This window comes from Amycolatopsis sp. MtRt-6 (genome assembly GCF_017308975.1).
GTDB lineage: Bacteria > Actinomycetota > Actinomycetes > Mycobacteriales > Pseudonocardiaceae > Amycolatopsis.
Genome location: NZ_JADWPD010000003.1, coordinates 202,354 through 225,797 on the forward strand (window position 1 = coordinate 202,354; position 23,444 = coordinate 225,797).

Below are 23,444 nucleotides of genomic sequence, written 5' to 3' on the forward strand. Positions count from 1 at the left end.
CACGGATGAGCAGGCGGAACCGGTACCCCGTAAGGCAGGATTGACACGTGGCACTCTTCGGCTCCCGCTCCGACGGCACTCCGCCGGGGCAGCCGCGCGGCCGGAAGTCCAAGCGGCGGTGGACGCCGGAACCGGGCGCCGCGCAGGCCAGGTCCTGGCGGGACGCCGCCGCGCCGCGCGCCGAGCACGGCAGCCCGCCGCCGCCCACCCGCGTCCAGCCCCGGAACGCGCCGCCGCCGTCCCACGCCGAGCCGCCCACCCGCGTCCAGCGGCCCGTGCCGCCGCGCGCCGGGTTCCACGACGGCCGCGTGCCGAACGCCGACGAAGCACCCACCGCGGCCGCGCCGACCGGCCACCGGCCGCCGCCCCCGCGCGGGGCCCGGCCCTACGACCCGCACCGCACCGAGCCGGTCCGCCGCGAGCCACCGCGCGGTGGGTTCTACCAGGGTGAACGCCATCCCGGCAGCGGCGAATACGAGCACTACGACACCGGTGGCTACGCCGGCGAACCGCGTCCGCCGGAGCAGGAACCGCCGCCGCGGGAAGAGCCGCGGACACCGGGCGGCACGCCGAAGCTGCCGAAGAAGATCACCGTCACGCGGGTGGCGGCGATGCGCAGCCGCCAGCTGACCGGCCAGGCCGTCGACGCCTTCCAGCGCGCGACCAAGGCCGACGGCGCCGAGAAGTCCGGCCTGACCTCGCTGACCTACGCCGTGATGCTGAACTACGCCAGCGACGCGGCCATGGCGATCGCGCTGGCCAACACCCTCTTCTTCGCCGCGACCAGCGGCGAGAGCAAGGGCAAGGTGGCGCTCTACCTGCTCATCACGATCGCGCCGTTCGCGCTGGTCGCGCCGGTGATCGGCCCCGCGCTCGACAAGGTGCAGCGCGGCAGGCGGCTGGCGATGTGCGCGTCCTCGATCGGCCAGGGCCTGATGGCCGTGGTGATGGCGCTGCACTTCGACGACTGGCTGCTCTACCCGGCCGCGCTCGGGATGATGGTGCTCTCGAAGTCGTTCACCGTGCTCAAGGCCGCGGTGACACCCCGGGTGCTGCCGTCGGAGATCACGCTCTCCAAGACCAACGCCCGGCTGACCACGTTCGGCCTGGTCGCCGCGGGTGTGTTCGGCGCGCTGGCCAGCGGGGTCAACGCCATCACCGGCTCGGCGGGCGCGTTGTGGTTCACGGCGCTGATCTGCGTCGCCGCCGCCGTGCAGTCGATGCGGATCCCGGCCTGGGTGGAGGCGACCGAGGGCGAGGTGCCGACGTCGCTTTCGGCCCACCCGAAGGAGAAGGTACGGCGCCAGCCGATGGGGCGCCACATCGTCGTCGCGCTGTGGGGCAACGGCTCGGTGCGCGTGCTCACCGGCTTCCTCATGATGTTCGCCGCGTTCGCGGTCAAGGCGCAGACCGAAGGCAGCGGGCAGTCCCCGTTCATGCAGCTGCTGCTGCTCGGCGTGATCGGCGCCGCGGCCGGCGCCGGCGGGTTCCTCGGCAACGCGCTGGGCTCGCGCCTGCACTTCGGCAGCCCCGACCAGGTGATCGTCGGGTGCGTGGCGGGCTGCGTGCTCGCCGCGCTGGTCGCGACGATCCTGCCCGGCCTGGCCACGGCCGCGATCGTCGGCCTGATCGGCGCGACGGCCAGCGCGCTGGCCAAGATCAGCCTCGACGCCGTCATCCAGGAAGACCTGCCCGAGGAGTCGCGCGCGTCGGCGTTCGGCCGCTCGGAGACCGTGCTGCAGCTGGCCTGGTGCATGGGCGGCGCCGTCGGCCTGCTGCTGCCGCCGACGTACTGGATCGGCTTCCTGGTGATCTCGGTCCTGCTCGCGGTCGGCCTGACCCAGACGTACCTGGTGCGCCGCGGCGGCTCGCTCGTGCCGGGCCTCGGCGGCGACCGGCCGCTGCGGCCCGAGCCGACCGGCAGCTTCCCGGCCCAGGGCCTGCCCCGGGACCCGACGGCCCGCCGGTAGGCTCCGGCCATGCGACGTTCCCGGGTGGTGGCCCTGCTTGCGGCCGGTGGGTTCGCGGTGGCCGGCTGCTCGGCACCCGGCCCGGCCGAGGTCACCTTCTACGCCGACGGCCACACCATCAACACCACGCCCGTGCTCACGTGCGACTACACCCAGAGGCTCGCACAGCCGTGCAGCGCAAAGGGCTCGACGCAGACGCTGAAGGTCCGCCCCGGCAAGCCGGTGCAGATCTCGGTGCCCGGCGAAGTCGCGGACTCGCCGTGGCAGATCGTCTACGAGTACGTGACCCCGCAGGGCGAGTACAAGCAGAGCGAGCCGATCCCCTTCACGTCGCTGGACCGCTACGCCTACACGGTCATGCCGCCGACGCCCGCCGACCGCATCTCGGCGGTCGACGTGCAGAAGTACACGGCCGTGCTCAACGCGGACACCGGCGAGTCGGGCCTGCTGCCCAGCGACGTCTGGGGCCTCCGGCTGGAGGCGTAGGGCGCTTTAGGGATCGAGGTCCCGGGCGACCGCGCGCATGATCTCGCCGATCTGCTTGGTGTGCTTGCGGTCCGGGTAGCGGTTGCGCCGCAGGTCCGGCTGCACCTTCAGCTCGAGCAGCTTGATCATGTCCTCGATCAGGCCGTGCAGTTCCTCCGCCGGGCGACGGCGCGCCTCGGCGACGGACGGCGGCGGGTCGAGCAGCCGGACGGAGAGCGCTTGCGGACCGCGACGACCGTCGGCGACGCCGAACTCCAGCCGCTGCCCGGCCTTGAGCCCCTCGACGCCCTGCGGCAGCGCGGCCTTGCGAATGTAGACGTCGGCGCCACCGTCCTGCGTGACGAACCCGAACCCCTTCTCCGCGTCGTACCACTTGACCTTGCCGGTCGGCACTTCCCTCACCAGTCCTTCTGCTGTCCGCTCACGACTAACGCGCCCGGGGCGTACCCAGGGCGCGCTGGGTAAAGGGTATCTCGCCACATGCCCTGGGGAGAAGTCGATACCGGCGGATACCCTCTTGCTTCATGAAGAGCACGACGAAGGAGGCGGGCGTGGCCGCTCCCGGCAAACCGTTCCTGATGCGCGTCGGCATCGGGTTGTTCGGCCTCGGCATGCTCGCCGTGCTGGCGGTGTTCATCATGTTCGCCGCCGGCCTGGAGAACCTGCCGATCTGGCTGTCGGTCGCCGCCGGGGTCATCACGCCGCTGGGCCTGCTGCTGGGCCTGATCGCGCTGGTGATCGAGGCGCGCGCCAAGAAAGAGAGCTAAGGCACCACGCTCCCCGCGAACGTCCGCTCGAACCACGCCGGGAACTCCGTCAGCGACTCGAACACCACTTCCGCTCCTTCGCTCAGCAGGAGCGTGCGATCGCACGGCCCGGTGGTGACACCGACCGGGATCGCCCCGGCCGCGAGGGCACCGCGGATGTCGCCCGCGTGATCTCCGACATACACTCGTGCGTCGTGCGCCAGCAGCGCCTCGGCCTTCTGCGTCGACCACAGCTCGCCGATGACTTCGTCGACGTCGAGCCCGAGCGCGTCCACGTGCAGCTGGGCGTTGGGCCCGTACTTGCCCGTGACGACCAGGGTGCGCCCGCCCGCCTTGTGGACCGCGCGGAGCGCCTCGGCCGCGCCCGGCAGCGCGACCGCGCTGGGCACGACCACCTCGGGGTACATCGCGCGGAACCGGTCGACGAGCCCGGGGATGCGCTCCTCCGGCGCCTCGAAGCCGCGCAGGATGTCGTCGAGCGGCGGCCCGAGGTTGGCCGCGAACGCCTCGCCGTCCAGTGGCAGGCCGGATTCGACGCCCAGCGCGTTCATCGCCGCGGCCATGCCCGGCCGGGCGTCGATCAGTGTCATGTCGAGGTCGAACCCCACGGTGATGCCCACGATCAACACGGTAACCCGAGGCACCGACAAGTTTACGTGCAAACCGACCGTGTACAGCACCTTGACAGCAGAGCGATCTGTGTCAAGGTGAAAGTGTGACCAGCTTCACCGAGCGGACGAAGGCGTCCCTACGGGAGGCGCTGCTCGACGCCGCCGCCGACCTGCTGCCGGACCGTGGCCACGCGGGCCTGCGGATGGCCGACGTCGCCGCCAAGGCCGGCGTGAGCAGGCAGACGGTCTACAACGAGTTCGGGAACAAGGCGGCGCTGACCCAGGCGGTGGCGCTGCGCACCGCGGCGGAGTTCCTCGACGGGATCCGGCAGCGGTTCGAAACGGCGGACGGGCTCCTGGCGGGCATCCACCACGCCGTCGTCTACACGATCGAGCACGCGCGGGAAAACCGCCTGGTCGCGGCGGCGCTCGGTACCGAAGCGGGCGAAGACCTGCTGCCACTGCTCACGTCCAGGGGCGAGCCGATCCTCACCGCGGCCGCCGACCTCGCCGCCGGGCAGTACCGCGAGCTCGAACCCGGGCTGTCGCCCGAAGCCGCGGCCCTGCTCGCGGAGACCGCCGTCCGCCTTTCCCTGTCGCACCTGGTGCTTTCGACGCACTCGGCGACGGAAGCGGCCGACGCCGTCACCGCGGTGCTGGCACCCGCCATCCGCCAATTCGTCCACAATGGAGTGAAACGATGACCGAACTCCGATCCGGGTTCTCCTCGCTGCGCAAGGGCGGCCTGAACTGGGACTCGTTCCCGCTGCGGCTGTTCGTCAAGGGGAACAGGAAGTTCTGGAACCCGGCGGACATCGACTTCAGCCGGGAACGCGAAGGCTGGGACACGCTCGACCCGGAGCAGCAACGGAGCACGACGTACCTGGTCGCGCAGTTCATCGCCGGCGAAGAAGCCGTCACCGAGGACATCCAGCCGTTCATGCGGGCGATGTCGGCGACCGGCCGGTTCGGCGACGAGATGTACCTGACGCAGTTCTGCTTCGAGGAAGCCAAGCACACGGAGGTGTTCCGGCGCTGGATGGACGCCGTCGGGCTGACCCAGGACCTGCACCCGTTCGTCGCCGAGAACCCGCACTACCGCAAGCTGTTCTACGAGGAGCTGCCGCAGTCGCTGCGGGCGCTGGAGGACGATCCCAGCCCGCTCAACCAGATCCGCGCGAGCGTCACGTACAACCACGTCATCGAGGGCAGCCTCGCGCTGACCGGCTACTACTCGTGGCAGCTGATCTGCACCCAGCACGACATCCTGCCGGGCATGCAGGAACTGGTCCGCCGCATCGGCGACGACGAGCGCCGCCACATGGCCTGGGGCACGTTCACCTGCCGCCGGCACGTCGCCGCGGACGACTCGCTGTGGGACGCGGTGCAGCAGCGGATGGGCGAGCTGCTGCCGCACGCGCTCAACATGATCCAGTGGGTGCAGGACCAGTTCGAGGAGCTGCCGTTCGACAACGACCCGCAGGAGATCGTCCAGTACGCGGCGGACCGGGCCCAGCGCCGGCTGGGCGCGATCGAGTCGGCGCGCGGGATGCCGGTGGAGCAGATCGACGTCGACTACTCGCCGGAGCAGCTCGAAGAGACCTTCGGCGAAGAAGACGCGAAGGCGATCGCGGAGGCCGCCGCGGCGGTGGGCTGAGACGCGGGTGGGGCACCTCCGCGGAGGTGCCCCACCCGGATCTTCACCACTCCCAGCCGAGGATGATCATCAGTCGCCTCCCTTCGCGGAATCGCGAAGGACCCACGCCCGAGCGCCTCGACCGGTTTAGGCGTGCTTCGTCGCCGCCGCTTGCTCCAGGCCCAGCAGGCTGATCGACTTCTCGCGCATCTCGACCTTGCGGACCTTGCCGGTCACCGTCATCGGGAACTCGTCGACGACGTGGACGTACCGCGGGATCTTGTAGTGCGCCAGCTTCCCGCTGCAGAACTCGCGCACCTTCTCCGCGGTCAACGGCGAAGCGCCTTCGCGCATCCTCACCCAGGCCATCAGCTCTTCGCCGTACTTCTCGTCCGGGACGCCGATCACCTGCGCGTCGAGGATGTCCGGGTGGGTGTACAGGAATTCCTCGATTTCGCGCGGGTACAGATTTTCGCCGCCGCGGATGACCATGTCCTTGATGCGGCCGGTGATGTTGACGTAGCCGTCGTCGTCCATCACCGCGAGGTCGCCGGTGTGCATCCAGCGGGCCGCGTCGATCGCCTCCGCCGTCTTGTCCGGCTGCTCCCAGTAGCCGAGCATCACCGAATAGCCGCGCGTGCACAGCTCCCCCGGCTCGCCACGCGGGACCGTGAGGCCGGTTTCGGGGTCGACGACCTTGACCTCCAGGTGCGGCCCGACCCGCCCGACCGTCGACACGCGGCGCTCGATCGAGTCGTCGGCGCGGGTCTGCGTCGACACCGGGGACGTCTCGGTCATGCCGTAGCAGATGGACACCTCGCTCATGCCCATCCGGTCGATGACCTGCTTCATCACCTCGACCGGGCACGGCGAGCCCGCCATGATCCCGGTGCGCAGGCTGGTGAGGTCGAAGCTGTCGAAGTCCGGGTGGTTGAGCTCGGCGATGAACATCGTCGGCACGCCGTAGAGCGACGTGCACCGCTCGGCCGCGACCGCTTCGAGCGTCGCCCGCGGGTCGAACGCCGGTGCCGGGATCACCATGCAGGCGCCGTGGCTGGTGCACGCGAGGTTGCCCATCACCATGCCGAAGCAGTGGTAGAAGGGCACCGGGATGCACACCTTGTCCTGCTCGGTGTAGCCGCACAGCTCGCCGACGAAGTAGCCGTTGTTGAGGATGTTGTGGTGGGACAGCGTGGCGCCCTTGGGGAAGCCGGTGGTCCCGGACGTGTACTGGATGTTGATCGGGTCGTCGGCCGACAGCCCGGCCTGCAGGTGCGCCAGCCGCGCCGGATCACCCCCGCGGCCCGCGTCGACGAGCGCCTGCCAGTCCTCGCCGCCCAGGATCACGACCTGCTCCAGCGCGGCGCACTTCTCGCGCACCTCGTCGGCCATCGCGGGGTAGTCGGACGTCTTGAACTTGTCCGACGCGACCAGCAGCCGGATGCCGGCCTGGTTGAGGACGTATTCCAGCTCGTGCGCGCGGTAGGCGGGGTTGATGTTGACCAGAACGGCGCCGATCTTCGCCGTCGCGTACTGCAGGAAGGTCCACTCCGCCCGGTTCGGCGACCAGATGCCGACCCGGTCCCCCTTGCCGATGCCCCGCGCGACCAGCCCCAGCGCGAGCGCGGTCACCTCGGCGGCCAGCTCCCGGTAGGTCCACCGCCGCCCGGCGGCCCGGTCGACGAGCGCGTCCCGCTCGGGAAAGGCGGCCACCGTCCGGTCGAAGTTGTCGCCGATGGTGTCCCCGAGCAGCGGAACCTCCGAGACCCCCGAGGCGTAACTCGGCAGGGCGGGCGCGTCAGGCATGGTGCCTCCTGAAGTCGGCGGTGACTAGCGACGAGTCTAGGAATCAGGTGCCGGGTCAGCCAGCACGGTGGCAGGATCCCCCGGGGACGAGGGAGGGGACCCGATGCGCGGAATCCTGGCTCTGGCCGCGGCGATCCTGCTGCTCACTCCGGTCGCGCCGGCCTGATGGCGGCCGGGGTGGACTTCGACCGGCGCCACGACCTGCTGTTCGTCGCCGGCGCGATCGGCGGCAAGGCTTATGTCTACGACGTCCGCACCCAGGCGATGATCGAGATCGCCATGGGACCGGGCGCGCTGACCGGGTTCCTTTCCTGACTGGAGTCCGCGCCGCCCGGGCGGCGCCTCTTGAACCCTAGCCACAACTGTCTCAAACTGAGACAGTTGTGGCTAGGGTCTTGGCCTATGGTTGCGGACTTCACCTTCGGCGACTCGCAGACGTCCTACGTCAACGACGTGTGGTGACGCCGCAGGGCGCGTGGTTCAACGACTCCATACCCCCCCCGCAGCTGTTCTTCGTGCCGTTTCGTGGCCGGTGGGCTCGGGTCCCCACGCACCCTTCCACTGACCGGCCACCCTGCTGGTCGGCGCGACGATTCCCGGCAAGGTGTACACGATCGATCCGCGCACCGGGATCAGCAAGGAGATCGCAGGGGTGACCGCGCCCAGCGTCGTCAGCCTCGTGCTCGAAGGAAACCGGCTCTGGGCGGTGCAGCTCGACGACAAGATCACCCGGTGGTGTCTCGACGGCGGCCTGGACCACGGCACGCCCGCGGGGACGATCACCGACCCGCCGTTCGACCAGCCGGTCTCGGCGATCAAGATCGGCAACCACCTCGCCGTGGTCAACTCGCACATCTACAGCGGCACCCCGCCCACCAGCCCGACGTACGAGATCCTCGTCGTCGACGCGTGAGTTGGTAAGGTCCGCACGAACTTCGAGGGGGCGATCGATGGCGGGCCAGGGGTTTCGCGACGAGCTGACCCAGCTGCTGCAAGCGCGCTACCCGCTGCTCGCCGTCGAGACGCACGAAGAGCAGCGAGTGCTGCGGGAGATCCGCGCGGTCGCCGAAGACGCCCACCGGCTGCGGACCCCGCGGCGCGTCTACGTCTGGTCGTCCACCACCGGGCTGGCGCCCGCGGGCGGGCCGCCGATCAACGAAACCCGCAGCGCGGCCGCCGCGCTCGAACGGGTCTACGGCTGGGGCGAACCCGCCGTCTTCGTGTTCGCCGACCTGCACCCGTCGCTCGTCGCCGAGGGCGGGCACCGGCCCGATCCCGACGTCGTGCGGCGGCTGCGGGAGCTCGCCGCGGCGTTCAAGACCCGGCCGGTGCCGCTGAGCCTCATCCTCGTGTCGCCGTCGCTGCCCGTGCCGACGGAGCTGGAGCACGACGCCACCGTCATCGACTTCCCGCTGCCCGACCAGCGCCAGATCGGCGAGCTGCTGGACAGCATGGTCGCCGCGCACCGGCAGAACGTCCGGGTCACCATCGACCGCGAAGACCGGGACGCGATCGTCGCCGCCGCGCGCGGGCTGACGCTGCCGGAAGCCGAAAACGCGTTCGCGAGGGCCCTGGTCGAGGGCGGCGGGCTCGATCCGAGCGACCTCGAGCTGATCCTCGCCGAGAAGCGCCAGGCCGTCCGGCGGTCCGGGATGCTCGACATCGTGCCGGCGGAGACGGGTTTCGACGCCGTCGGCGGCCTCGACCGGCTCAAGCGGTGGCTGACCAAGCGCACCGGCACCTGGACACCCGCCGCGGCGGCGTACAACCTCGCGGCGCCGAAGGGCCTCCTGCTCACCGGCGTGCCCGGCTGCGGCAAGAGCCTGTCCGCGGTGTGCGTCGCGAACATGTGGCGGCTGCCGCTGCTGCGGCTCGACCTCGGGCGCGTCTTCGGCGGGCTCGTCGGGTCGAGCGAGAAGAACATCCGCACGGTGATCCGCACGGCGGAGGGCATCGCGCCGTGCGTGCTCTGGGTCGACGAGATCGAGAAGGGCCTCGCCGGCGCGGGTGGCGGCGGCGGTGACGGCGGCACCGCGCGGCGCGTGTTCGGTACGTTCCTGTCCTGGATGCAGGAAAAATCGGCACCGGTGTTCGTGATGGCCACCGCGAACCAGGTCGGCTCGCTGCCGCCGGAGTTCCTGCGCAAGGGCCGGTTCGACGAGATCTTCTTCGTCGACCTGCCCTCGGCGCCCGAGCGCATCGCGATCTGGCGGATCCACCTGCGCAAGCGCGTCACCGATCCGTTCGTGGGCAGCGAACTGCGGCTGGACGACGCGCTCTTCGCCGAGCTCGCCGACGTCAGCGCGGGCTACAGCGGCGCCGAGATCGAGCAGGCCGTGCTGTCCGGCCTGGTCGACGCGTTCGCCGAGAAGCGGCCGCTGCGCCGGGACGACCTCGTGCGGGCGGTGCGGTCGACCGTGCCGCTGTCGGTCACCCAGGCCGACGAGATCCTGGCCATCCGGAACTGGGCGGAGACCCGCGCGGTCGCCGCGACGGACACCAGCGATGACGTCGCGGCTCCCAAGCCTGTCGTCGCGCCGCCGCCCCCGGCGGCACCGAGTGGGAGGACGATCGACGTATGACGCACCGCGTGACCGTGACGATCGGCAAGGACGGCTCGATCAGCGCCGAGACCCACGGCGTGACCGGCTCGAAGTGCCTCGACTACATCCCGCTGCTGGAGGACCTGCTCGGCGCGGAGACCGTCACGTCGGAGTTCACCGAGGACTACCGGCGCGCTTCCGCGTCCGTGGAAGACACCGCTTCGCAGCAGCAGTCGCAATGGAACTCCTGAACCTCCACCGGATCGTCGACACGACGGCCGCCGAGGGGCCCGGCCTGCGGTGTGCCGTGTGGACGCAGGGGTGTTCGGTGCGCTGCCCCGGGTGCTTCAACCCGCAGACGTGGACGACCCGCGGCGGGTTTTCCCTGTCGTGGCCGGACCTGGTGTCGCGCGTGCTCGCCGTCTCCGGGATCGAAGGCGTCACGCTGCTCGGCGGTGAGCCGTTCGACCAGGCCGAGCCGCTGGGGCGCTTCGCCGCCGCCGTCCGGGCCGCCGGCCTCTCGGTGATGACGTTCACCGGGCACGTGCTGGAGGACCTGCCACCGTCGGAGCTGCTCGCCTCGACGGACCTGCTGGTGGACGGGCCTTTTCTGGCGGATCGGCCGGAGCCGTCGCGGCCGTGGGTGGGGTCGGCGAACCAGCGGTTCCACTTCCTGACCGACCGCTACGACGAGTCGATCTTCACCACCCCGAACCGCCTGGAACTGACGATCGCCCCGGACGGCGCGATCGAGCTGAACGGGTTCGCCACCACCGAAGTACTCGAAGCGCTGCTCGAAGGGGAACGCCGATGAGTGTCACGCTCAAGCTGCGCAGTGAGGCACTGGCCCAGCTCGACGCGGCCACGATCGCCGCGCACGCGCAGGCGCGGCCGGGAGTCGTCACCGTGCGGACCCGGATGCGCCACCGCGACCTGCTGGGCCGCGCGCTCGTCGGGCTGCGGGCCCAGGTCACCGACGACGGCACGTCCGTCACGGCCGCGTGGGAAGGCAGGCGGATCACGTTCGGCTACGGCCCCGAGGGCGTCCAGGTGGCGCACGTCGACGGGCCTGGTCTTACCGAAGCGGAAGCGTCGCGGCTGGTGTTGTCGGTCGACGAGGCGTACGCGGCCGAAGTGCAGCGGGCGGTGCTGGCCCGGCTGAAGGACCGGGCGGCGCGGGCCGGCATGCGCGTCGAGTCGGAGCGGGTCAACGCCGACCAGTCGGTCAGCGTCACGCTGGCCGCCACGTCGTGACCGAGACCAGGGTCGGGCTGATCGAGTTCGGCAAGGCGATCCACGACTCGGTCACCGTCCCCGGTCTCGGGGAGCTGCCCGGCGGCCAGGTGAGCACGGGCCGCGCGGTCCGCGGCGCCCGCGCGCGGCTGCTCCGGGGCGACCGGATCGTCGAGGACAACCTGCGCCTCGGGATCATGGTGCGGAAGAAGTTCTTTTCCAGCACCGTCGAGCCGGTGACGGAAGCCGGGTTCCTGAAGGACGTGTTCGTCGCCGTCGGCCGGCGCGACCTCGGCAAGGGTGACGCGCTGGAGCTGTACACCGACGAGGCCGCCGGACCGGACATGAGCCGTCCGGAGGCGGTCGCCTCGGTGGCGGCGCCGGCGTTCGACCAGCTGACGGGGTTCCACGTGCGGGTGCTCGTCCGGGACGGCGTCCTGCGGTTCGGTGCGTTGTGCTCTTTGTCGCGTGGTGGCCGGCCGATGCGGGTGCTCGGGCTGTTCGGGCCGGCCGGTCCGGTGGAGGAGCTGCCGGCGGGTCAGCGGGGAACGGTGTTGCTGGGCTTCCAGTGCGACGCGCCACCGCCGGCCGGGGACGCGCTGAGGACGTTCCCCTCACCGAACTCCGGGGAGCGGCGCAACGGGACGGCGGTGGTGCACGGCGTCAGCGACCTCGGCACCGGCTCGCTGGTGGCGGCGGTCGAGGTGCCGGACGGGCGCAGCGCGGCGTTCACGGTAGGGGCGAGCGTCCGGGTGCTGCGGCCGATCGGGACGACGTTCAACGAGCGGAGCACAGTGGTCGCTTCGGGGCTCCCGGTGCTTTCGCTGGCGCGGGACGGGGTCGCGGTGAGCAGTTCGGCGGGGTCGCGGGTGTTCACCGTCGGGCTGGGGACGCGGGATCTGCGGCAGAACGACGTGCTCGAGGCTTATGTACTGCCTTTGGCCCCTCCGCCGGCCGCACCGGTCGCGCTGGTCGACGTCAACGCGGCTTCGGGAGACGAGCTGGGGCGCCTGCCGGGCCTGTCGCCGGCCCGGGTGGCGACGGCGTTGGAGCTGCGGCAGCGGCAGGGCGGCTTTCCCGACGTGGAGGCGTTCGGAGTGGCAATCGGGTTGCAGCCACACGAGATCGTCCGTTTGCGCGGACGGGCGACGGCCGGCCGGGTGACGTTGCCCGAGACGGGCGTTCGTCAGTTGGACATCTGACGGGTTCCGCTACGGTGGGAACGTGCCGGAGGAATTCTCGCTGGGGTTGACGGAGGTCACCGCCGCGGTCCGGCGCACGGGTCTCCCGGCGCACTGGCATCCGTTCGAGATCCGCAGCCCGGGCCACACGCTGGAGGAACACGAGCGCATCCTGGCGGCGGCGTGGGAGTCGATGCGGGCGCGCGGGCTGGCGGGCCCGGAGAAGCTGGACATCGAGGTGGAGCAGACGCTCCGCGCGTGGACGCAGCCGGAGGTGCTGATCATCGTCCGGGCGGCCGAGGTGTCGGACGGCCGCCAGGTGTTCTACCGAGCCACCATCGGCCACGGCTTGGGGGTGTTCTCGGAGCTGGCGGGCGAGGAGGTCCTGTTCGCGCAGACGCGGCCGGACCGGCTGGTCGACCTGGTGGTCGGCATGCTGCCGAGTTACCCGCCGGTGCCGCTGGCGGAGCTGACGTTCGTCACCCCCGGCACCCGCGAGGACACCGCCGCGGCAGCGGAGTTCTCGGCGTGGCCGCTGCACCGCTACGGCACGTTCGAGCTGTCGGCCCGGCAGGGCCAGGGCGCACTTCACCCGGTCGGCTCAGTGACGTTCATCGACAACGACGGCGGCCGGTTCTTGATGGTCAGCGAGCCCCTCCCCGGCCGCGAGACCCGCGTCCGATTCACCCCTTCGGATGGTTCTCACCTGCGGAGCTGGCTCCACGAGCGTGGCCGGAACCACTGACGCCACCGGTTCGTCACTAGTACAGTGCGAAGGGACCACGCAGGGTGGTCCCAGGACGACGGGAGGGGCGTCATGAGCGGTGCACAGTTCGGCGCACCGGGGTCGTTCACACCACCCCCTGCCGCCGGAGACGCCGGCACGAACTTCCTGTCGGGCCTGCTCGAGGGCCCGGCGGACTCGGAAGCGGCACAGCGCGTCAGCGACGGCGGCCACCACTTGAAGTCCCTCGCCGAGGGCGGCCAGTTCGCGGTGAACGAAGAGGGCTTCCAGGCGTACATGAAGGCCTGCGACTTCTTCCTCGACGGCTTCGGCCGAATGATCGGTGACGTCAGTCTCCTGTCCACCGCGGCTAACATGGGCAGCAGCGAATACGCCAAGTCCGTTGCAGCCTTCAACGTCAAGGTCGCCGACGGCGATGAGGAATCTTTGATCCCCAACCTCATCAAAATGCGAGACGGGGTTCATCAGGCCCGCGAAGCAATGGTTATCGCCCGTAAGAATTATCGCGAGACCGAGGATGCCCACAGCATGACCTTCGCCCAGCTGAACAAGGGACTGCAAGAGCAGTGACCACACGCCGTGCTCCGCGCGCGTTGGCCGCGCTAGCTGTTGCTCTGGGGCTGACAGGCTGCACGAGTCAGGTAGGAGGACAAGCGACAGCCAGCTCATCAGCGGCCCAATCGACACCTCCTGGAACCAACAGCCCGAGCACTTCGCCCTTTTCGGGCTTGAACCAATGCTCCATGCTCGACGAAGCACTCGCCGGGCAAGGTTTCCCCCGGGCAACTCCGACTGTCGCCCGGGCCAAGGAAAGCTGTCGCACTTCGAAGGCCACATCGGGTGACTCGCCGGGTGTGGATGTAATTCTCTCCCTTCAGACTGGACAGAACTACCGGGATAATGTTGGCAACCCGAGCCAAGCAAGTGAGGGGAATGTCAACGGGCGCCCGGCGGTCGAAGAACGTGAACCAGAGAATTCATCCGGACAGTGCGGTGTGTGGTTGGAAGTGAAGCCCAACTCGCGGGCGCTGGTACTGGTCAGTTCGGGGTCGGACACCGCGACCGCCTGCGCCCAGGTCGAAGCCATCGCCGAGAAGGTCGAACCGCTACTGCCGAAGAACTGAGACGGAGTCCAGCCATGAGTCAGTCACACCGGGCGCAGCATCGCCAGTCGGAGGGTGACTACTACGCGGCCACCGAACAGAAGCTTCAAGGCAACGAGGACGCACAGCGGCTGACGCAGAAAGCCGCGTCGGACTATTCGGTTGCGCAGGGGAAACTCCTGCAAGAGGGACAGACCTTGCGGGGCGATTCACCGGCCCCCGGCGAGAACTACGCGAACAGCCCGCACGAAGTGCTCTACGACATGGTGCACAAAGACCTCGACATCGAGGGCATCAACGACCGCAGCCGGGTGGCCAATGTCTACGGGAACTGGCTGGCCGATGCCTCCAACCAGTTCCGCGACGCCGCCACCGCCGCCGGTGGGTCGTGGCAGGGTCCCGCCGCGGCACAGGCGAACAGCTTCTTCCAGAGCACCGCCGGCCACACCGAACAGACCGGCAACGCCATGCAACTGGTCTCCAACCACTACTCGCAGCAGTCGGCGGCCGCTCACTACGCCAAGACCAACATGCCCGAGCCCACCGGCTTCGATCAGCAAGCCGAGATGGACAAGGCTCGGCAGCAGTACGAATCCGGCAACCTCATCGGGATGAACACGACCATGGTCGGCATCCAGGCCAAGCAGCAGCAGGCCGATGCCGCTCACCAGCAGGCCGTCCAGGTTCTGCAGAACCTCGACTCCACCTACCACGAAACCGCCAGTACCCAGCCCACCTACACCCCGCCGCCCCAGCTCGGGCAGGGTGACTCCACCTCCGTGAGCGGCTTCCACGGCACCGGCGGCTCCAGCTTCACCGGCACCCCCACCGCCGGCGGCACCAGCGGCAGCGGCGGCCAAGGCCCCGGTCAAGGTCTGGGGCCGAACCTGGGCCCCAACCCGCCCGGTGCCACGCCGCCCGCCTACGTCCCTCCCGGCACCAGCAGCGGCACCGGTGGCGGCACCAACAGCGGCTCCGGCACCTTCAGCGGCAACTCCAACCTCCGCACCGCGCCCGCCGCCGGCACCTTCGGGCGGCTCACTCCCGACGGACTCGCCATGCCCGGGACCGCCGCCGGTGGTGGTGCCTCCGGTGGTGGGGACACCACCCGCGCCAAAGGGCGGGCCGGCAGCGGGTTCGCCGGTTCGCGCGTTTCCGGGAGCGCCGGTGTCGCGCCCAAGGAAATGCCCGCCGAAGGCGGCAAGAGCGGGGGCAAGACCGGCGAACGGCTCGAACGCGGGGCGACCGCGGCCGCCGCGGCCAAGGGGAAAGACGGCGCGGCCGGACCCGCGGGCGCGGCCGGCAAAAAGAAGGAAGATGACAAGGAACACAAGAACAAGTACGCCGTCGACGACGATGTCTTCGATCTCAAGCCGGAACGTGGACCCGACGGCGAAAAGATCGTGAAGCCGACCATCGGGGAGACCACCTAAGGGACAGGCCCGAGGGGAACCGGAAGATCCACAGCTAGATTGGAAGCATGCGCTTCTTCATCGTCGACGCCTTCACCGATCGCGCGTTCGCCGGGAACTCCGCCGGGGTTGTCCTGCTGGACGAACCCGCCGACCCCGCCTGGATGCAAGCCGTTGCCGCCGAGATGAAGCACGCCGAGACCGCTTTCTTCGTCACCGCCACGAAGTCGCTCCGGTGGTTCACCCCCGCCGTCGAAGTCGCCCTCTGCGGGCACGCCACCCTCGCCGTCACCCACGTTCTCGGCGGCGAACAGACCTACCTCACCAAAGGCGGCGAACTGCGGGCCACCGCGAAAGACGGCTGGGTCGAGCTGGACTTCCCTTCCGATCCACCGCGGCCGACCGACGACGACCTGTCCGAAATCCTCCCCGGTGTCGACGTCGAGTACACCGGCCGCGGCGTCGAAAACCTCTTCGCCGTCGTCAAGGACGCGAAGACCGTCCGCACCCTCGAACCGGACCTCGGCAAACTCAAGGACACCTGGACCGGGCGGCTGCTGGTCACCGCGCAAAGCGACGAAACCGACTACGTCAGCCGCTTCTTCGCCCCCGGTGTCGGCATCGACGAAGACCCCGTCACCGGCTCGGCGCACTGCATCCTGTCGCCCTACTGGTCCGAGCGGCTCGGGAAAACAGAACTCACCGGCGAACAGGCGTCAGCGCGCGGCGGCATCGTCCGCACCCGCCAGGACGGCGACCGCGTCCACCTCGCCGGCCAAGCCGTCACCGTCCTGAGTGGGGAGCTGCACGTCTGATGCGCACGCTGCTGAACATCATCTGGCTCGTCCTGTGCGGCTTCTGGATGGCCGTCGGCTACCTGATCGCCGGCGTCATCTGCTGCGTCCTGATCGTCACCATCCCGTTCGGGCTGGCGTCGTTCCGGATCGCGCGATACGCGTTCTGGCCGTTCGGCCGCACGGTCGTCGACCGGCGGGACGCCGGCGCCGCTTCCTGCCTCGGGAACGTCGTCTGGTTCGTCTTCGCCGGGTGGTGGCTGGCGCTCGGGCACGTCTTCACCGGCATCGCGCTCTGCGTCACGATCATCGGCATCCCGCTCGGCATCGCGAACTTCAAGATGATCCCGGTGTCCCTCGTGCCGCTCGGCAAGGAGATCGTCGAGATCCCCTAGGACTCCGGCGAGAACGGCAGCTCGACCACCAGGCACGGCCCGCCGACGAACAGGCCGCCGTCGACGCCCAGCGCCTTGCCGCCGGCGTACAGGAACGGGCCCTCGATCTGCGTCGGGTGGATGCCCAGCTGGTCGGCGATGACGCTGTGCCCGTGCACGATCCGCGACCCGCCGAGGACGTCCATCAGCTTCTGCGCGTTTTCCTCGCCGTCCGGGCCGCGGAAGGCGTAACGCGTGGTCATCCGGCGCCAGACGTCCCACCACGCCTCGATGTCGCTGCCCTCGAGGATCTCGCGAGCCGCCTCGTTGATCTCGTCGATCGACGAGCCCCAGTCGAGGTACTCCAGCGTGTCCGAGTGCAGCAGCAGGTGGTCGGCGGCGACGGCGGCCAGCGGGCGCGCGGTCAGCCACTCGATGTGCTCCGGGGTCAGCCGGTCCTGGTCCGCCAGCAGGCCGCCGTTGATCTCCCAGCTGCGGGCGAAGCTGCGCGGGCCGAAGTCCGACGGCACCGGCTCGTCGCCGAAGTGGTACATCCCCAGTGCCAGGATCTCGTGGTTGCCCAGCAGCGTCTGCACCTGGCCACCGGCCTCGGCCGCCTGCTGCTCGAGCCGCATGACCAGGTCGATCGCGCCGACGCCGTCGGGGCCGCGGTCGACGAAGTCGCCGAGGAACCACAGCTGGTCCTCGCCACCGGACCAGTTGTCCTCCTCGTCGACCAGGCCTTCGGATCTCAGCGCGTCGGCGAGTTCGTCACGGTGCCCGTGGACGTCGCCGACCACGTACGTCGACTTGCTCATCCGCTGACGATATGCCCTGCGGCCACCCGGCCGGCGGTCAGCCTTCTCCGAACGGGTCCCCGGTTCGCCCGATCAGGTCGGCGATCGAGTCGATCACCATCGTGGGCCGGTACGGATAGCGTTCGGCCGACTCCGGGGTGGATATGCCGGTGAGCACCAGGATGGTCTGCAACCCGGCCTCGATGCCCGAATGCACGTCCGTGTCCATCCGGTCGCCGATCATCAAGGTCGACTCCGAATGCGCCCCCAACCGGCGCAACGCCGAACGCATCATCAGCGGGTTCGGCTTGCCGACGTAGTACGGCGAGCGCCCGGTGGCCTTCTCGATCAGCGCCGCGACGGACCCGGTGGCCGGCATCGAGCCCTCCAGGCTGGGGCCGGTCGCGTCGGGGTTCGTCGCGATGAACTTCGCGCCGCCCTCGATCAGCCGGATCGCGCGGGTGATGGCGCTGAAGCTGTACGTGCGGGTCTCGCCCAGCACGACGTAGTCGGGGTCACGCTCGGTCAGCACGTAGCCGACCTCGTGCAGCGCCGTCGTGAGGCCCGCTTCGCCGATGACGTACGCCGAGCCGTTCGGCCGCTGCGACGAGAGGAACTTCGCGGTCGCCAGCGCCGAGGTCCAGATCGACTCCTCGGGGATGTCGAGCCCGGTGCGCTCCAGCCGCGCCCGCAGGTCGCGCGGGGTGTAGATCGAGTTGTTCGTCAGCACCAGGAAGTCGATGCCGTTCGCCTTCAGCTCGGCGAGGAACTCGTCGGCCCCCGGGACGAGGTGCTCCTCCTTCACCAGGACGCCGTCCATGTCGGAGAGGTACGTCCACCGGCGTTCGTTCATGGTCGGAACCTATCACGCGCGCGAGACACCTGCGGTCCACGCCGAAAAGGGCTACAGTTGGAATTGCCGGTAACGCGAGGGGAGTCGCGCGCCCGGTCACCGAGGGGGTTCGGGGGAATACTTTTCGACGTCGACGGCATGCGTGCCGCCGCGCAATTCTTCCTGCCCCCGCACCGAAGGGGGAGAATTATGACCGAAATCATCGAGCGCCCGGCGACAGCCGAGCCGATCACCGCGCCGAACTGGGGACTCACCAAGTTCCTCGACCCGCTGCGCATTCCACCCGTGTTCCGGCCACGCGGCCGGGAAACGATCACCATTCCGATGATCACCCAGCGGCAGCGACTGCACTCGGAATTGCCCGAAAGTACGTTGTGGACGTACGCCGGGCATTTCCCGGGTCCGACGATCGAAGCGCGCAGCGGCAGGCAGCTGCGGATTTCGTGGTCGAACGAAATCGACGGCGAGTTCCCGCTCGTGGCCGTTCAGGGGCCGATCGCCGACGCGCCGACCAGCCGCCCCGGCCGCGAACTGGACAAGCCGGGCTACTCGATCGTCGAGGGCGTCGCCGACCTGCCGGCGTGGACGGTCGTCCACCTCCACGGCGCGCGCACCAACGCGGGCAACGACGGCTGGGCGCACAACGCCGGCCTGAAGGGGACCTCCCAGCTGGCCGAGTACCAGAACCGCCAGCCGGCGATGCCGCTCTGGTACCACGACCACGCCATGGCGATCACGCGCTTCAACGTCCACACCGGCCTCGCCGGGATGTACCTGCTGCGCGACGACGAGGAGGACGCGCTCGGCCTGCCGCACGGCGACCGCGAGATCCCGCTGATCATCAGCGACCGCAACCTGGACGTCGACCCGGCGACCGGCACGCTCACCGGGCAGCTGCTCTTCAAGTTCCCGGTCATCCCGAACGGCCCGGCGATCCCGTTCTCGGGGCCGTTCACCCTGGTCAACGGCGTGATCTGGCCGCACCTGGACGTCGACCCGCGGTGGTACCGCTTCCGCCTGCTCAACGCGGCCAACGCGCGGTTCTACACGCTCAACCTGGTCGACGAGAACAACGTGCCGGTCAACGACGCCGTCCGCCTCATCGGCACCGACGGCGGCCTGCTGCCCGCGCCGGCGCCGCTGCCGGCCGGCGGGCTGACCGTCGCCCCGGCCGAGCGCTTCGACGTCCTCATCGACTTCAGCCGCTTCAAGGGGCAGAAGCTCAAGCTGCGCAACGCCGACCCTCGGCTCGGCGTCGTCGAACCGGACCTGATGGAGTTCCGGGTCGACGGCCGGGCCAAGCAGGACTCGTTCCGGCTGCCGGAGCAGATCTCGACGTCGTACGTCCGCCTGCAGCACGGCACGACGCTGCCGGAGGACCACGACCACGTCTGGATCGCGCTGCTGCTCAACGCCGAAGGCCACCCGGAGATGTGGGATCTGGAGGAGGTCGAGGCGGACCCGGGCGGCGCGGGGATCATCCAGGTCCAGGACCCCAGCGGCGGCCTGAAGACGTTCCGGATGATCGGGCGGATCTTCGACGACACCACCGGCATCTTCATCGACCACGACCGGTGGGCGGTGTGGAACATCCTGCACGTCGCGAACGGCGGGCCGGCGCACCCGATCCACATCCACCTGACGGAGTTCCAGGCGCTGTTCCGGCGGCGCTTCACGACGACGTTCGACCAGGCCGGCGAGCGGACGACGACGCCGATCGACGGCTTCACCGACGTCCCGCTGGAGAAGTACGAGGAAGGCTGGAAGGACACGGTCATCGTGAACCCCGGCGAGTGGGTGAGCGTGGCCGGGCAGTTCGGCGGCGGCACCGGCCAGTTCATGTACCACTGCCACATCCTCGACCACGAGGACGAGGGCATGATGCGGCCGTTCGTCGTGCACCCGCCCGAGGTGGCGAAGTTCCACGCCCACCCCGGCGGCGGCCACCACCACGAAGCCGCTTGAGGTCAGGAGGCCGCGGCCGGGTGGATCGCCACGGTCGCGGCCTTCACCGACAACGTCACCGCCGAGCCGGGCTCCAGCGCCAGCTCGGCGACGGCGGCCGGGGTGAGGTCGGCGGTGAGGCCGTGCGCCCAGCCGTCGCCCTCGGCCCGGACGCGGATCACCGGCCCGTGCGGCTCCAGGGCCGCGACGACGGCGTCGGTCGTGTTGCGCGGGCTGCCGCGGTGCTCGCCGGCACCGGCGTAGACGGCGACGGCGTTGGGCGGGAACACCGCCACCGCCGCCTCCCCCGGCACCACGTCGGCCGCCGGGAGGCCGCTGACGACCTCACCCGACGCCGTCCGGAGGCCTTCGGCGACCGCGGTTCCGGCGACCAGGTTGAGGCCCGCGATCCGCGCGGTGAACGCCGTCCGCGGCGCCGAAAGCACTTCGCGGGTCGGCCCGCGTTCGACGACCCGGCCGTCGTTCAGCACCGCGACGTGGTCGGCGAGCGCGAGGGCGTCCAGCGGGTCGTGCGTGACGAGCACGGTCGTCGGCCCGGCCTTGAGCACCCGCCGCAGCAGGCCGCGGATCGCCGGCGCGGCGTCGACGTCGAGGGCGGCGAACGGCTCGTCGAGCAGCAGCAGGTCCGGCTCGGCGGCCAGCGCCCTGGCGATCGCGACGCGCTGGGCCTGGCCGCCGGACAGCTGCCCGGGCCGCCGGTCGGCCAGCGCCACGGCGTCCACTTCGGCCAGCCAGGAGAACGCGCGCTCCCGGGCGGCGCGGCGACCGGCGCCGGTGGAGCGCGGCGAAAACGCGACGTTGTCCGCCGCCGAAAGGTGCGGGAAGAGCAGGGCGTCCTGGGAGAGCAACCCGATGCCGCGGCCGTGCGGCGGCAGGCCGGCCAGCGCGCGGCCGGCCACCGTGATCTCCGCCGACGCCGGCGTGATCAGCCCGGCCAGGCAGCCCAGGATCGTCGACTTGCCGGAGCCGTTGGGGCCGAGCAGCGCCAGCACGTGCCCGGCCGGCACGTCGAGAGCGACGTCCAGGTCGAACGAGCCGCGCACGGCGGTGATCCGGGCGGTCAGGCTCACCGGAGGCCGCCTTCCCACGAGCGCGGCCGTGCGACGGCGATCACGGCCATCGCCACGACGATGAGCAGCAGGGAGAGCGCGACGGCGCTGTCGATGTCCACTTCGGCCTGGGTGTAGACCTCGAGCGGCAGCGTGCGGGTGACGTCTTCGAGGCTGCCGGCGAAGGTGATCGTGGCGCCGAACTCGCCGAGCGCGCGGGCGAAGCTGAGGACGACGCCGGAGCCGAGCGCGGGCAGCAGCAGCGGCAACGTGACCCGGCGGAACACCGTCCACGGGCGCGCGCCGAGCGTCGCGGCGACCTGCTCGTAGCGGTCGCCCGAGCCGCGCAGCGCGCCTTCGAGGCTGATCACCAGGAACGGCATCGCGACAAACGTCTGCGCGATGACGACGGCGGCCGTGGTGAACGGGACGGACTCCCCGGTCAGCGCGGTGATCAGGGCGCCGAGGAAGCCCTTGCGGCCGAGCAGGTAGAGCAGCGCGAGGCCGCCGACGACCGGCGGCAGGACCAGCGGCAGCAGCACGATCGAGCGCAGCAGCCGGACGCCGCGGAACCGCGCCCTGGCCAGCACGACGGCCAGCGGCACGCCGAGCAGCACGCAGGCCACCGTGGACAGCCCGGCGGTGACCAGCGACAGCCGCAGCGCGTGCAGCGACGACGGCGTCACGATGAGCGCGGGCAGCCGGGTCAGGTCCGTGCGGACCAGCAACCCGACGACCGGCAGCACGACGAGCGCCAGCGCGAGCGCGGCGGGGATGCCCAGCACCCACGGGACGCGCGAACGGCCGGCCGGGACGGATCCGGGCCGGCCGTTCGGGAGCCGCTTACCGCGCAGGGCCGAACCCGGCCTTCGTCAGCTCGGTCTTGCCCTCGGCGCCGAGCACGAACTCCTCGAACTGGCGCGCCAGGTCGGCTTGGCCGCCCTTGACCGCGACGATCGGGTAGCTGTTGATCGCCTGGGCCGCCTGGGGGAAGTCGACCTTGTCGACCTTGCCCGCGGCCGACGTCGTGTCGGTGACGTAGACCAGGCCCGCGTCGGCGTCACCGGAAGCGACCTTGTTCAGCACCTGCTTGACGTCCTGCTCTTCGCTCTTCGGCTTGAGCGTGACACCGGTGGCCGTCTCGACCTTCTTCGTCGCCGCCCCGCACGGCACCTGCGGGGCGCAGGTGATCACGTTCAGGCCGGCCTTGTTCAGGTCGGCGAAGGTCCGGATGTTCTTCGGGTTGCCGGGCGCGACGGCGATGGCCAGCTTGTTGGTGGCGAACACGGCGGGCTGGCCGTCGACCACGCCGTCCTCGGCCGCCTTGTCCATGGTGGCCTGGTCGGCCGCGGCGAAGACGTCGGCCTTCGCGCCGTTGGTGAGCTGCTGCACCAGCGTGGACGAGCCCGCGAAGCTGAACTTCACGGTCACGCCGGGGTGCTTGGCTTCGAACGCCTTGCCGAGCGCGGTGAACGACTCGGTGAGCGACGCGGCGGCGAACACGGTCAGTGTGCCGCCACCGGCCTTCGCGGCCCCCTTGGGCGCGGGCGCGGTGACCGACGCGCCGGGCTGCGTGCTGGGCTCGTCCGAGCTGCTGCACGCGCCCGCGAAAAGGGCGACTGCAGCCACGGCGAGAGCGAGCTGCGTCATCCGGGGCTTCGCCCCGGGCCGGGGGCTCCGCCACCCGGACCCCCGAAAAGCGAGGTGTTTCATCGACTTCCTTCCGGTGTTTCCACCACCACAGTGGTCGCTTTGACCACCGCGACCGCGAGCACCCCCGGGCGCAGGCCCAGCTCGCGGACGGCTTCCGTACTCATCAGGGACACCACGCGGTGCGCCCCGCACTGCAGTTCCACCTGGGCCATCACCTTGTCGGTGATCACCTCGGTGACCAGCCCCACGAACCTATTGCGGGCGGACCGGCCGACCGCCGACGGGTCGTCGGGCGCGGCGGCCTGCGCCCGGGCGAACCCGGCGAGCTGGGCGCCGTCGACGACCTTGCGGCCGGCGGCGTCGTCGGTCGCGGTCAGCTGACCCGCGCGCACCCACCTCCGGACGGTGTCGTCGCTGACCCCGAGCAGGCGCGCGGCCTCGGACAACCGAAATTGCGGCATGCCGC

Annotated in this window: 28 protein-coding genes; 19 read left to right on the forward strand and 9 right to left on the reverse strand. The window is 70.5% G+C overall.

Going from position 1 to position 23,444, the window contains the following annotated elements; translation table 11 throughout:
- Positions 1 to 47 precede the first annotated feature (47 nt).
- A complete protein-coding gene (locus I4Q55_RS07190; protein WP_206785228.1) occupies positions 48 to 1,970 on the forward strand; it encodes an MFS transporter in 1,923 nt (640 codons plus the stop codon).
- A gap of 9 nt (positions 1,971 to 1,979) precedes the next feature.
- Positions 1,980 to 2,456 (forward strand): DUF2771 family protein, encoded by a 477-nt coding sequence (locus tag I4Q55_RS07195; RefSeq protein WP_206785229.1) that lies wholly within the window; start codon positions 1,980 to 1,982, stop codon positions 2,454 to 2,456.
- 6 nt (positions 2,457 to 2,462) lie between these two features.
- Here the strand turns inward: I4Q55_RS07195 and I4Q55_RS07200 are convergent, their stop codons facing one another.
- On the reverse strand, positions 2,463 to 2,849 hold the full coding sequence (locus I4Q55_RS07200; RefSeq protein ID WP_086861937.1) for a cold-shock protein: 387 nt from the start codon (positions 2,847 to 2,849) through the stop codon (positions 2,463 to 2,465).
- A 131-nt stretch (positions 2,850 to 2,980) separates the two neighbouring features.
- On the opposite strand from I4Q55_RS07200, the gene I4Q55_RS07205 reads away from it, so the two are divergent.
- On the forward strand, positions 2,981 to 3,223 hold the full coding sequence (locus tag I4Q55_RS07205) for a hypothetical protein (protein WP_206785230.1): 243 nt from the start codon (positions 2,981 to 2,983) through the stop codon (positions 3,221 to 3,223).
- On the opposite strand, the gene I4Q55_RS07210 is transcribed toward I4Q55_RS07205, so the two are convergent.
- Positions 3,220 to 3,843 carry an HAD family hydrolase gene (locus I4Q55_RS07210; RefSeq protein WP_206785231.1) on the reverse strand — a complete coding sequence of 208 codons (624 nt, stop codon included), beginning with the start codon at positions 3,841 to 3,843 and terminating at the stop codon, positions 3,220 to 3,222. The two genes, I4Q55_RS07205 and I4Q55_RS07210, sit on opposite strands and share 4 nt — an antisense overlap.
- 95 nt (positions 3,844 to 3,938) lie before the next feature.
- Here I4Q55_RS07210 and I4Q55_RS07215 point away from each other — a divergent pair, with 95 nt between their 5' ends.
- Positions 3,939 to 4,538 (forward strand): TetR/AcrR family transcriptional regulator, encoded by a 600-nt coding sequence (locus I4Q55_RS07215; protein ID WP_206785232.1) that lies wholly within the window; start codon positions 3,939 to 3,941, stop codon positions 4,536 to 4,538.
- Complete coding sequence (locus I4Q55_RS07220) at positions 4,535 to 5,491, forward strand: R2-like ligand-binding oxidase (RefSeq protein ID WP_206785233.1); 957 nt, start codon at positions 4,535 to 4,537, stop codon at positions 5,489 to 5,491. Before I4Q55_RS07215 ends, I4Q55_RS07220 begins: the two co-directional genes overlap by 4 nt.
- 126 nt (positions 5,492 to 5,617) lie before the next feature.
- Here I4Q55_RS07220 and I4Q55_RS07225 read toward each other — a convergent pair whose 3' ends face one another.
- The gene (locus tag I4Q55_RS07225) at positions 5,618 to 7,276 is read right to left on the reverse strand and encodes an AMP-binding protein (RefSeq protein ID WP_206785234.1); all 1,659 of its coding nucleotides are present in this window, start codon (positions 7,274 to 7,276) and stop codon (positions 5,618 to 5,620) included.
- A gap of 165 nt (positions 7,277 to 7,441) precedes the next feature.
- Here I4Q55_RS07225 and I4Q55_RS07230 point away from each other — a divergent pair, with 165 nt between their 5' ends.
- The 13 genes from I4Q55_RS07230 (at position 7,442) to I4Q55_RS07290 (ending at position 16,682) form a co-directional block, all read left to right on the forward strand.
- On the forward strand, positions 7,442 to 7,591 hold the full coding sequence (locus I4Q55_RS07230; RefSeq protein ID WP_206785235.1) for a hypothetical protein: 150 nt from the start codon (positions 7,442 to 7,444) through the stop codon (positions 7,589 to 7,591).
- A gap of 289 nt (positions 7,592 to 7,880) precedes the next feature.
- Positions 7,881 to 8,189: a hypothetical protein gene (locus tag I4Q55_RS07235; protein ID WP_206785236.1), complete on the forward strand. Its 309-nt coding sequence runs from the start codon at positions 7,881 to 7,883 to the stop codon at positions 8,187 to 8,189.
- Between the two features lie 37 nt (positions 8,190 to 8,226).
- The gene (locus I4Q55_RS07240) at positions 8,227 to 9,858 is read left to right on the forward strand and encodes an AAA family ATPase (protein ID WP_206785237.1); all 1,632 of its coding nucleotides are present in this window, start codon (positions 8,227 to 8,229) and stop codon (positions 9,856 to 9,858) included.
- Positions 9,855 to 10,070: a DUF2997 domain-containing protein gene (locus tag I4Q55_RS07245; protein ID WP_206785238.1), complete on the forward strand. Its 216-nt coding sequence runs from the start codon at positions 9,855 to 9,857 to the stop codon at positions 10,068 to 10,070. Before I4Q55_RS07240 ends, I4Q55_RS07245 begins: the two co-directional genes overlap by 4 nt.
- A complete protein-coding gene (locus I4Q55_RS07250; protein WP_206785239.1) occupies positions 10,058 to 10,633 on the forward strand; it encodes a 4Fe-4S single cluster domain-containing protein in 576 nt (191 codons plus the stop codon). The genes I4Q55_RS07245 and I4Q55_RS07250 overlap by 13 nt, the downstream gene beginning before the upstream one ends.
- A complete protein-coding gene (locus tag I4Q55_RS07255) occupies positions 10,630 to 11,073 on the forward strand; it encodes a hypothetical protein (protein WP_206785240.1) in 444 nt (147 codons plus the stop codon). Before I4Q55_RS07250 ends, I4Q55_RS07255 begins: the two co-directional genes overlap by 4 nt.
- On the forward strand, positions 11,070 to 12,254 hold the full coding sequence (locus tag I4Q55_RS07260; protein ID WP_206785241.1) for a helix-hairpin-helix domain-containing protein: 1,185 nt from the start codon (positions 11,070 to 11,072) through the stop codon (positions 12,252 to 12,254). Before I4Q55_RS07255 ends, I4Q55_RS07260 begins: the two co-directional genes overlap by 4 nt.
- A gap of 22 nt (positions 12,255 to 12,276) precedes the next feature.
- Positions 12,277 to 12,978: an ESX secretion-associated protein EspG gene (locus I4Q55_RS07265; RefSeq protein WP_307793145.1), complete on the forward strand. Its 702-nt coding sequence runs from the start codon at positions 12,277 to 12,279 to the stop codon at positions 12,976 to 12,978.
- 72 nt (positions 12,979 to 13,050) lie between these two features.
- Complete coding sequence (locus I4Q55_RS07270) at positions 13,051 to 13,548, forward strand: hypothetical protein (RefSeq protein ID WP_206785242.1); 498 nt, start codon at positions 13,051 to 13,053, stop codon at positions 13,546 to 13,548.
- Complete coding sequence (locus I4Q55_RS07275) at positions 13,545 to 14,102, forward strand: DUF3558 family protein (protein WP_206785243.1); 558 nt, start codon at positions 13,545 to 13,547, stop codon at positions 14,100 to 14,102. The genes I4Q55_RS07270 and I4Q55_RS07275 overlap by 4 nt, the downstream gene beginning before the upstream one ends.
- A 14-nt stretch (positions 14,103 to 14,116) precedes the next feature.
- Positions 14,117 to 15,514, forward strand: a complete 1,398-nt coding sequence (locus I4Q55_RS07280) for a hypothetical protein (RefSeq protein WP_206785244.1) — start codon at positions 14,117 to 14,119, stop codon at positions 15,512 to 15,514.
- 47 nt (positions 15,515 to 15,561) lie between these two features.
- Complete coding sequence (locus tag I4Q55_RS07285) at positions 15,562 to 16,308, forward strand: PhzF family phenazine biosynthesis protein (protein WP_206785245.1); 747 nt, start codon at positions 15,562 to 15,564, stop codon at positions 16,306 to 16,308.
- Entirely contained in the window at positions 16,308 to 16,682 is a 375-nt protein-coding gene (locus tag I4Q55_RS07290; protein ID WP_206785246.1) for a YccF domain-containing protein, read from the forward strand. Before I4Q55_RS07285 ends, I4Q55_RS07290 begins: the two co-directional genes overlap by 1 nt.
- Here the strand turns inward: I4Q55_RS07290 and I4Q55_RS07295 are convergent.
- Together I4Q55_RS07295 and I4Q55_RS07300 are read right to left on the reverse strand one after the other, a co-directional pair.
- Positions 16,679 to 17,479, reverse strand: a complete 801-nt coding sequence (locus I4Q55_RS07295; RefSeq protein WP_206785247.1) for a metallophosphoesterase family protein — start codon at positions 17,477 to 17,479, stop codon at positions 16,679 to 16,681. The two genes, I4Q55_RS07290 and I4Q55_RS07295, sit on opposite strands and share 4 nt — an antisense overlap.
- Before the next feature lie 37 nt (positions 17,480 to 17,516).
- Entirely contained in the window at positions 17,517 to 18,311 is a 795-nt protein-coding gene (locus tag I4Q55_RS07300; protein ID WP_206785248.1) for an HAD-IIA family hydrolase, read from the reverse strand.
- A 189-nt stretch (positions 18,312 to 18,500) separates the two neighbouring features.
- Between I4Q55_RS07300 and I4Q55_RS07305 the strand changes: the two genes are divergently transcribed.
- The gene (locus tag I4Q55_RS07305; protein WP_206785249.1) at positions 18,501 to 20,276 is read left to right on the forward strand and encodes a multicopper oxidase family protein; all 1,776 of its coding nucleotides are present in this window, start codon (positions 18,501 to 18,503) and stop codon (positions 20,274 to 20,276) included.
- Between the two features lie 2 nt (positions 20,277 to 20,278).
- Here I4Q55_RS07305 and I4Q55_RS07310 read toward each other — a convergent pair whose 3' ends face one another.
- From I4Q55_RS07310 to I4Q55_RS07325, 4 genes are read right to left on the reverse strand one after another with little or no spacing between them, the layout of a single operon-like run.
- Positions 20,279 to 21,346, reverse strand: a complete 1,068-nt coding sequence (locus tag I4Q55_RS07310) for a sulfate/molybdate ABC transporter ATP-binding protein (protein WP_206785250.1) — start codon at positions 21,344 to 21,346, stop codon at positions 20,279 to 20,281.
- The gene (locus tag I4Q55_RS07315) at positions 21,343 to 22,110 is read right to left on the reverse strand and encodes an ABC transporter permease (protein ID WP_206785251.1); all 768 of its coding nucleotides are present in this window, start codon (positions 22,108 to 22,110) and stop codon (positions 21,343 to 21,345) included. The genes I4Q55_RS07310 and I4Q55_RS07315 overlap by 4 nt, the downstream gene beginning before the upstream one ends.
- A 58-nt stretch (positions 22,111 to 22,168) precedes the next feature.
- Positions 22,169 to 22,975 (reverse strand): molybdate ABC transporter substrate-binding protein, encoded by an 807-nt coding sequence (gene modA / locus I4Q55_RS07320; protein ID WP_206785252.1) that lies wholly within the window; start codon positions 22,973 to 22,975, stop codon positions 22,169 to 22,171.
- A gap of 59 nt (positions 22,976 to 23,034) precedes the next feature.
- A complete protein-coding gene (locus I4Q55_RS07325) occupies positions 23,035 to 23,439 on the reverse strand; it encodes a molybdopterin-binding protein (RefSeq protein ID WP_091318504.1) in 405 nt (134 codons plus the stop codon).
- Between the last annotated feature and the right edge of the window lie 5 nt (positions 23,440 to 23,444).

What these genes read in the sequence shown, in the direction of transcription:
- I4Q55_RS07240 (WP_206785237.1), top strand. Translation starts at nt 8,227, where the DNA reads ATGGCGGGCCAGGGGTTTCGCGACGAGCTGACCCAGCTGCTGCAAGCG.
- I4Q55_RS07305 (WP_206785249.1), top strand. Translation starts at nt 18,501, where the DNA reads ATGACCGAAATCATCGAGCGCCCGGCGACAGCCGAGCCGATCACCGCG.
- I4Q55_RS07300 (WP_206785248.1), bottom strand. Translation starts at nt 18,311, where the DNA reads ATGAACGAACGCCGGTGGACGTACCTCTCCGACATGGACGGCGTCCTG.
- I4Q55_RS07280 (WP_206785244.1), top strand. Translation starts at nt 14,117, where the DNA reads ATGAGTCAGTCACACCGGGCGCAGCATCGCCAGTCGGAGGGTGACTAC.
- I4Q55_RS07220 (WP_206785233.1), top strand. Translation starts at nt 4,535, where the DNA reads ATGACCGAACTCCGATCCGGGTTCTCCTCGCTGCGCAAGGGCGGCCTG.
- I4Q55_RS07295 (WP_206785247.1), bottom strand. Translation starts at nt 17,479, where the DNA reads ATGAGCAAGTCGACGTACGTGGTCGGCGACGTCCACGGGCACCGTGAC.
- I4Q55_RS07245 (WP_206785238.1), top strand. Translation starts at nt 9,855, where the DNA reads ATGACGCACCGCGTGACCGTGACGATCGGCAAGGACGGCTCGATCAGC.
- I4Q55_RS07230 (WP_206785235.1), top strand. Translation starts at nt 7,442, where the DNA reads ATGGCGGCCGGGGTGGACTTCGACCGGCGCCACGACCTGCTGTTCGTC.
- modA (WP_206785252.1), bottom strand. Translation starts at nt 22,975, where the DNA reads ATGACGCAGCTCGCTCTCGCCGTGGCTGCAGTCGCCCTTTTCGCGGGC.
- I4Q55_RS07270 (WP_206785242.1), top strand. Translation starts at nt 13,051, where the DNA reads ATGAGCGGTGCACAGTTCGGCGCACCGGGGTCGTTCACACCACCCCCT.
- I4Q55_RS07225 (WP_206785234.1), bottom strand. Translation starts at nt 7,276, where the DNA reads ATGCCTGACGCGCCCGCCCTGCCGAGTTACGCCTCGGGGGTCTCGGAG.
- I4Q55_RS07205 (WP_206785230.1), top strand. Translation starts at nt 2,981, where the DNA reads ATGAAGAGCACGACGAAGGAGGCGGGCGTGGCCGCTCCCGGCAAACCG.
- I4Q55_RS07195 (WP_206785229.1), top strand. Translation starts at nt 1,980, where the DNA reads ATGCGACGTTCCCGGGTGGTGGCCCTGCTTGCGGCCGGTGGGTTCGCG.
- I4Q55_RS07325 (WP_091318504.1), bottom strand. Translation starts at nt 23,439, where the DNA reads ATGCCGCAATTTCGGTTGTCCGAGGCCGCGCGCCTGCTCGGGGTCAGC.
- I4Q55_RS07255 (WP_206785240.1), top strand. Translation starts at nt 10,630, where the DNA reads ATGAGTGTCACGCTCAAGCTGCGCAGTGAGGCACTGGCCCAGCTCGAC.
- I4Q55_RS07250 (WP_206785239.1), top strand. Translation starts at nt 10,058, where the DNA reads ATGGAACTCCTGAACCTCCACCGGATCGTCGACACGACGGCCGCCGAG.
- I4Q55_RS07290 (WP_206785246.1), top strand. Translation starts at nt 16,308, where the DNA reads ATGCGCACGCTGCTGAACATCATCTGGCTCGTCCTGTGCGGCTTCTGG.
- I4Q55_RS07285 (WP_206785245.1), top strand. Translation starts at nt 15,562, where the DNA reads ATGCGCTTCTTCATCGTCGACGCCTTCACCGATCGCGCGTTCGCCGGG.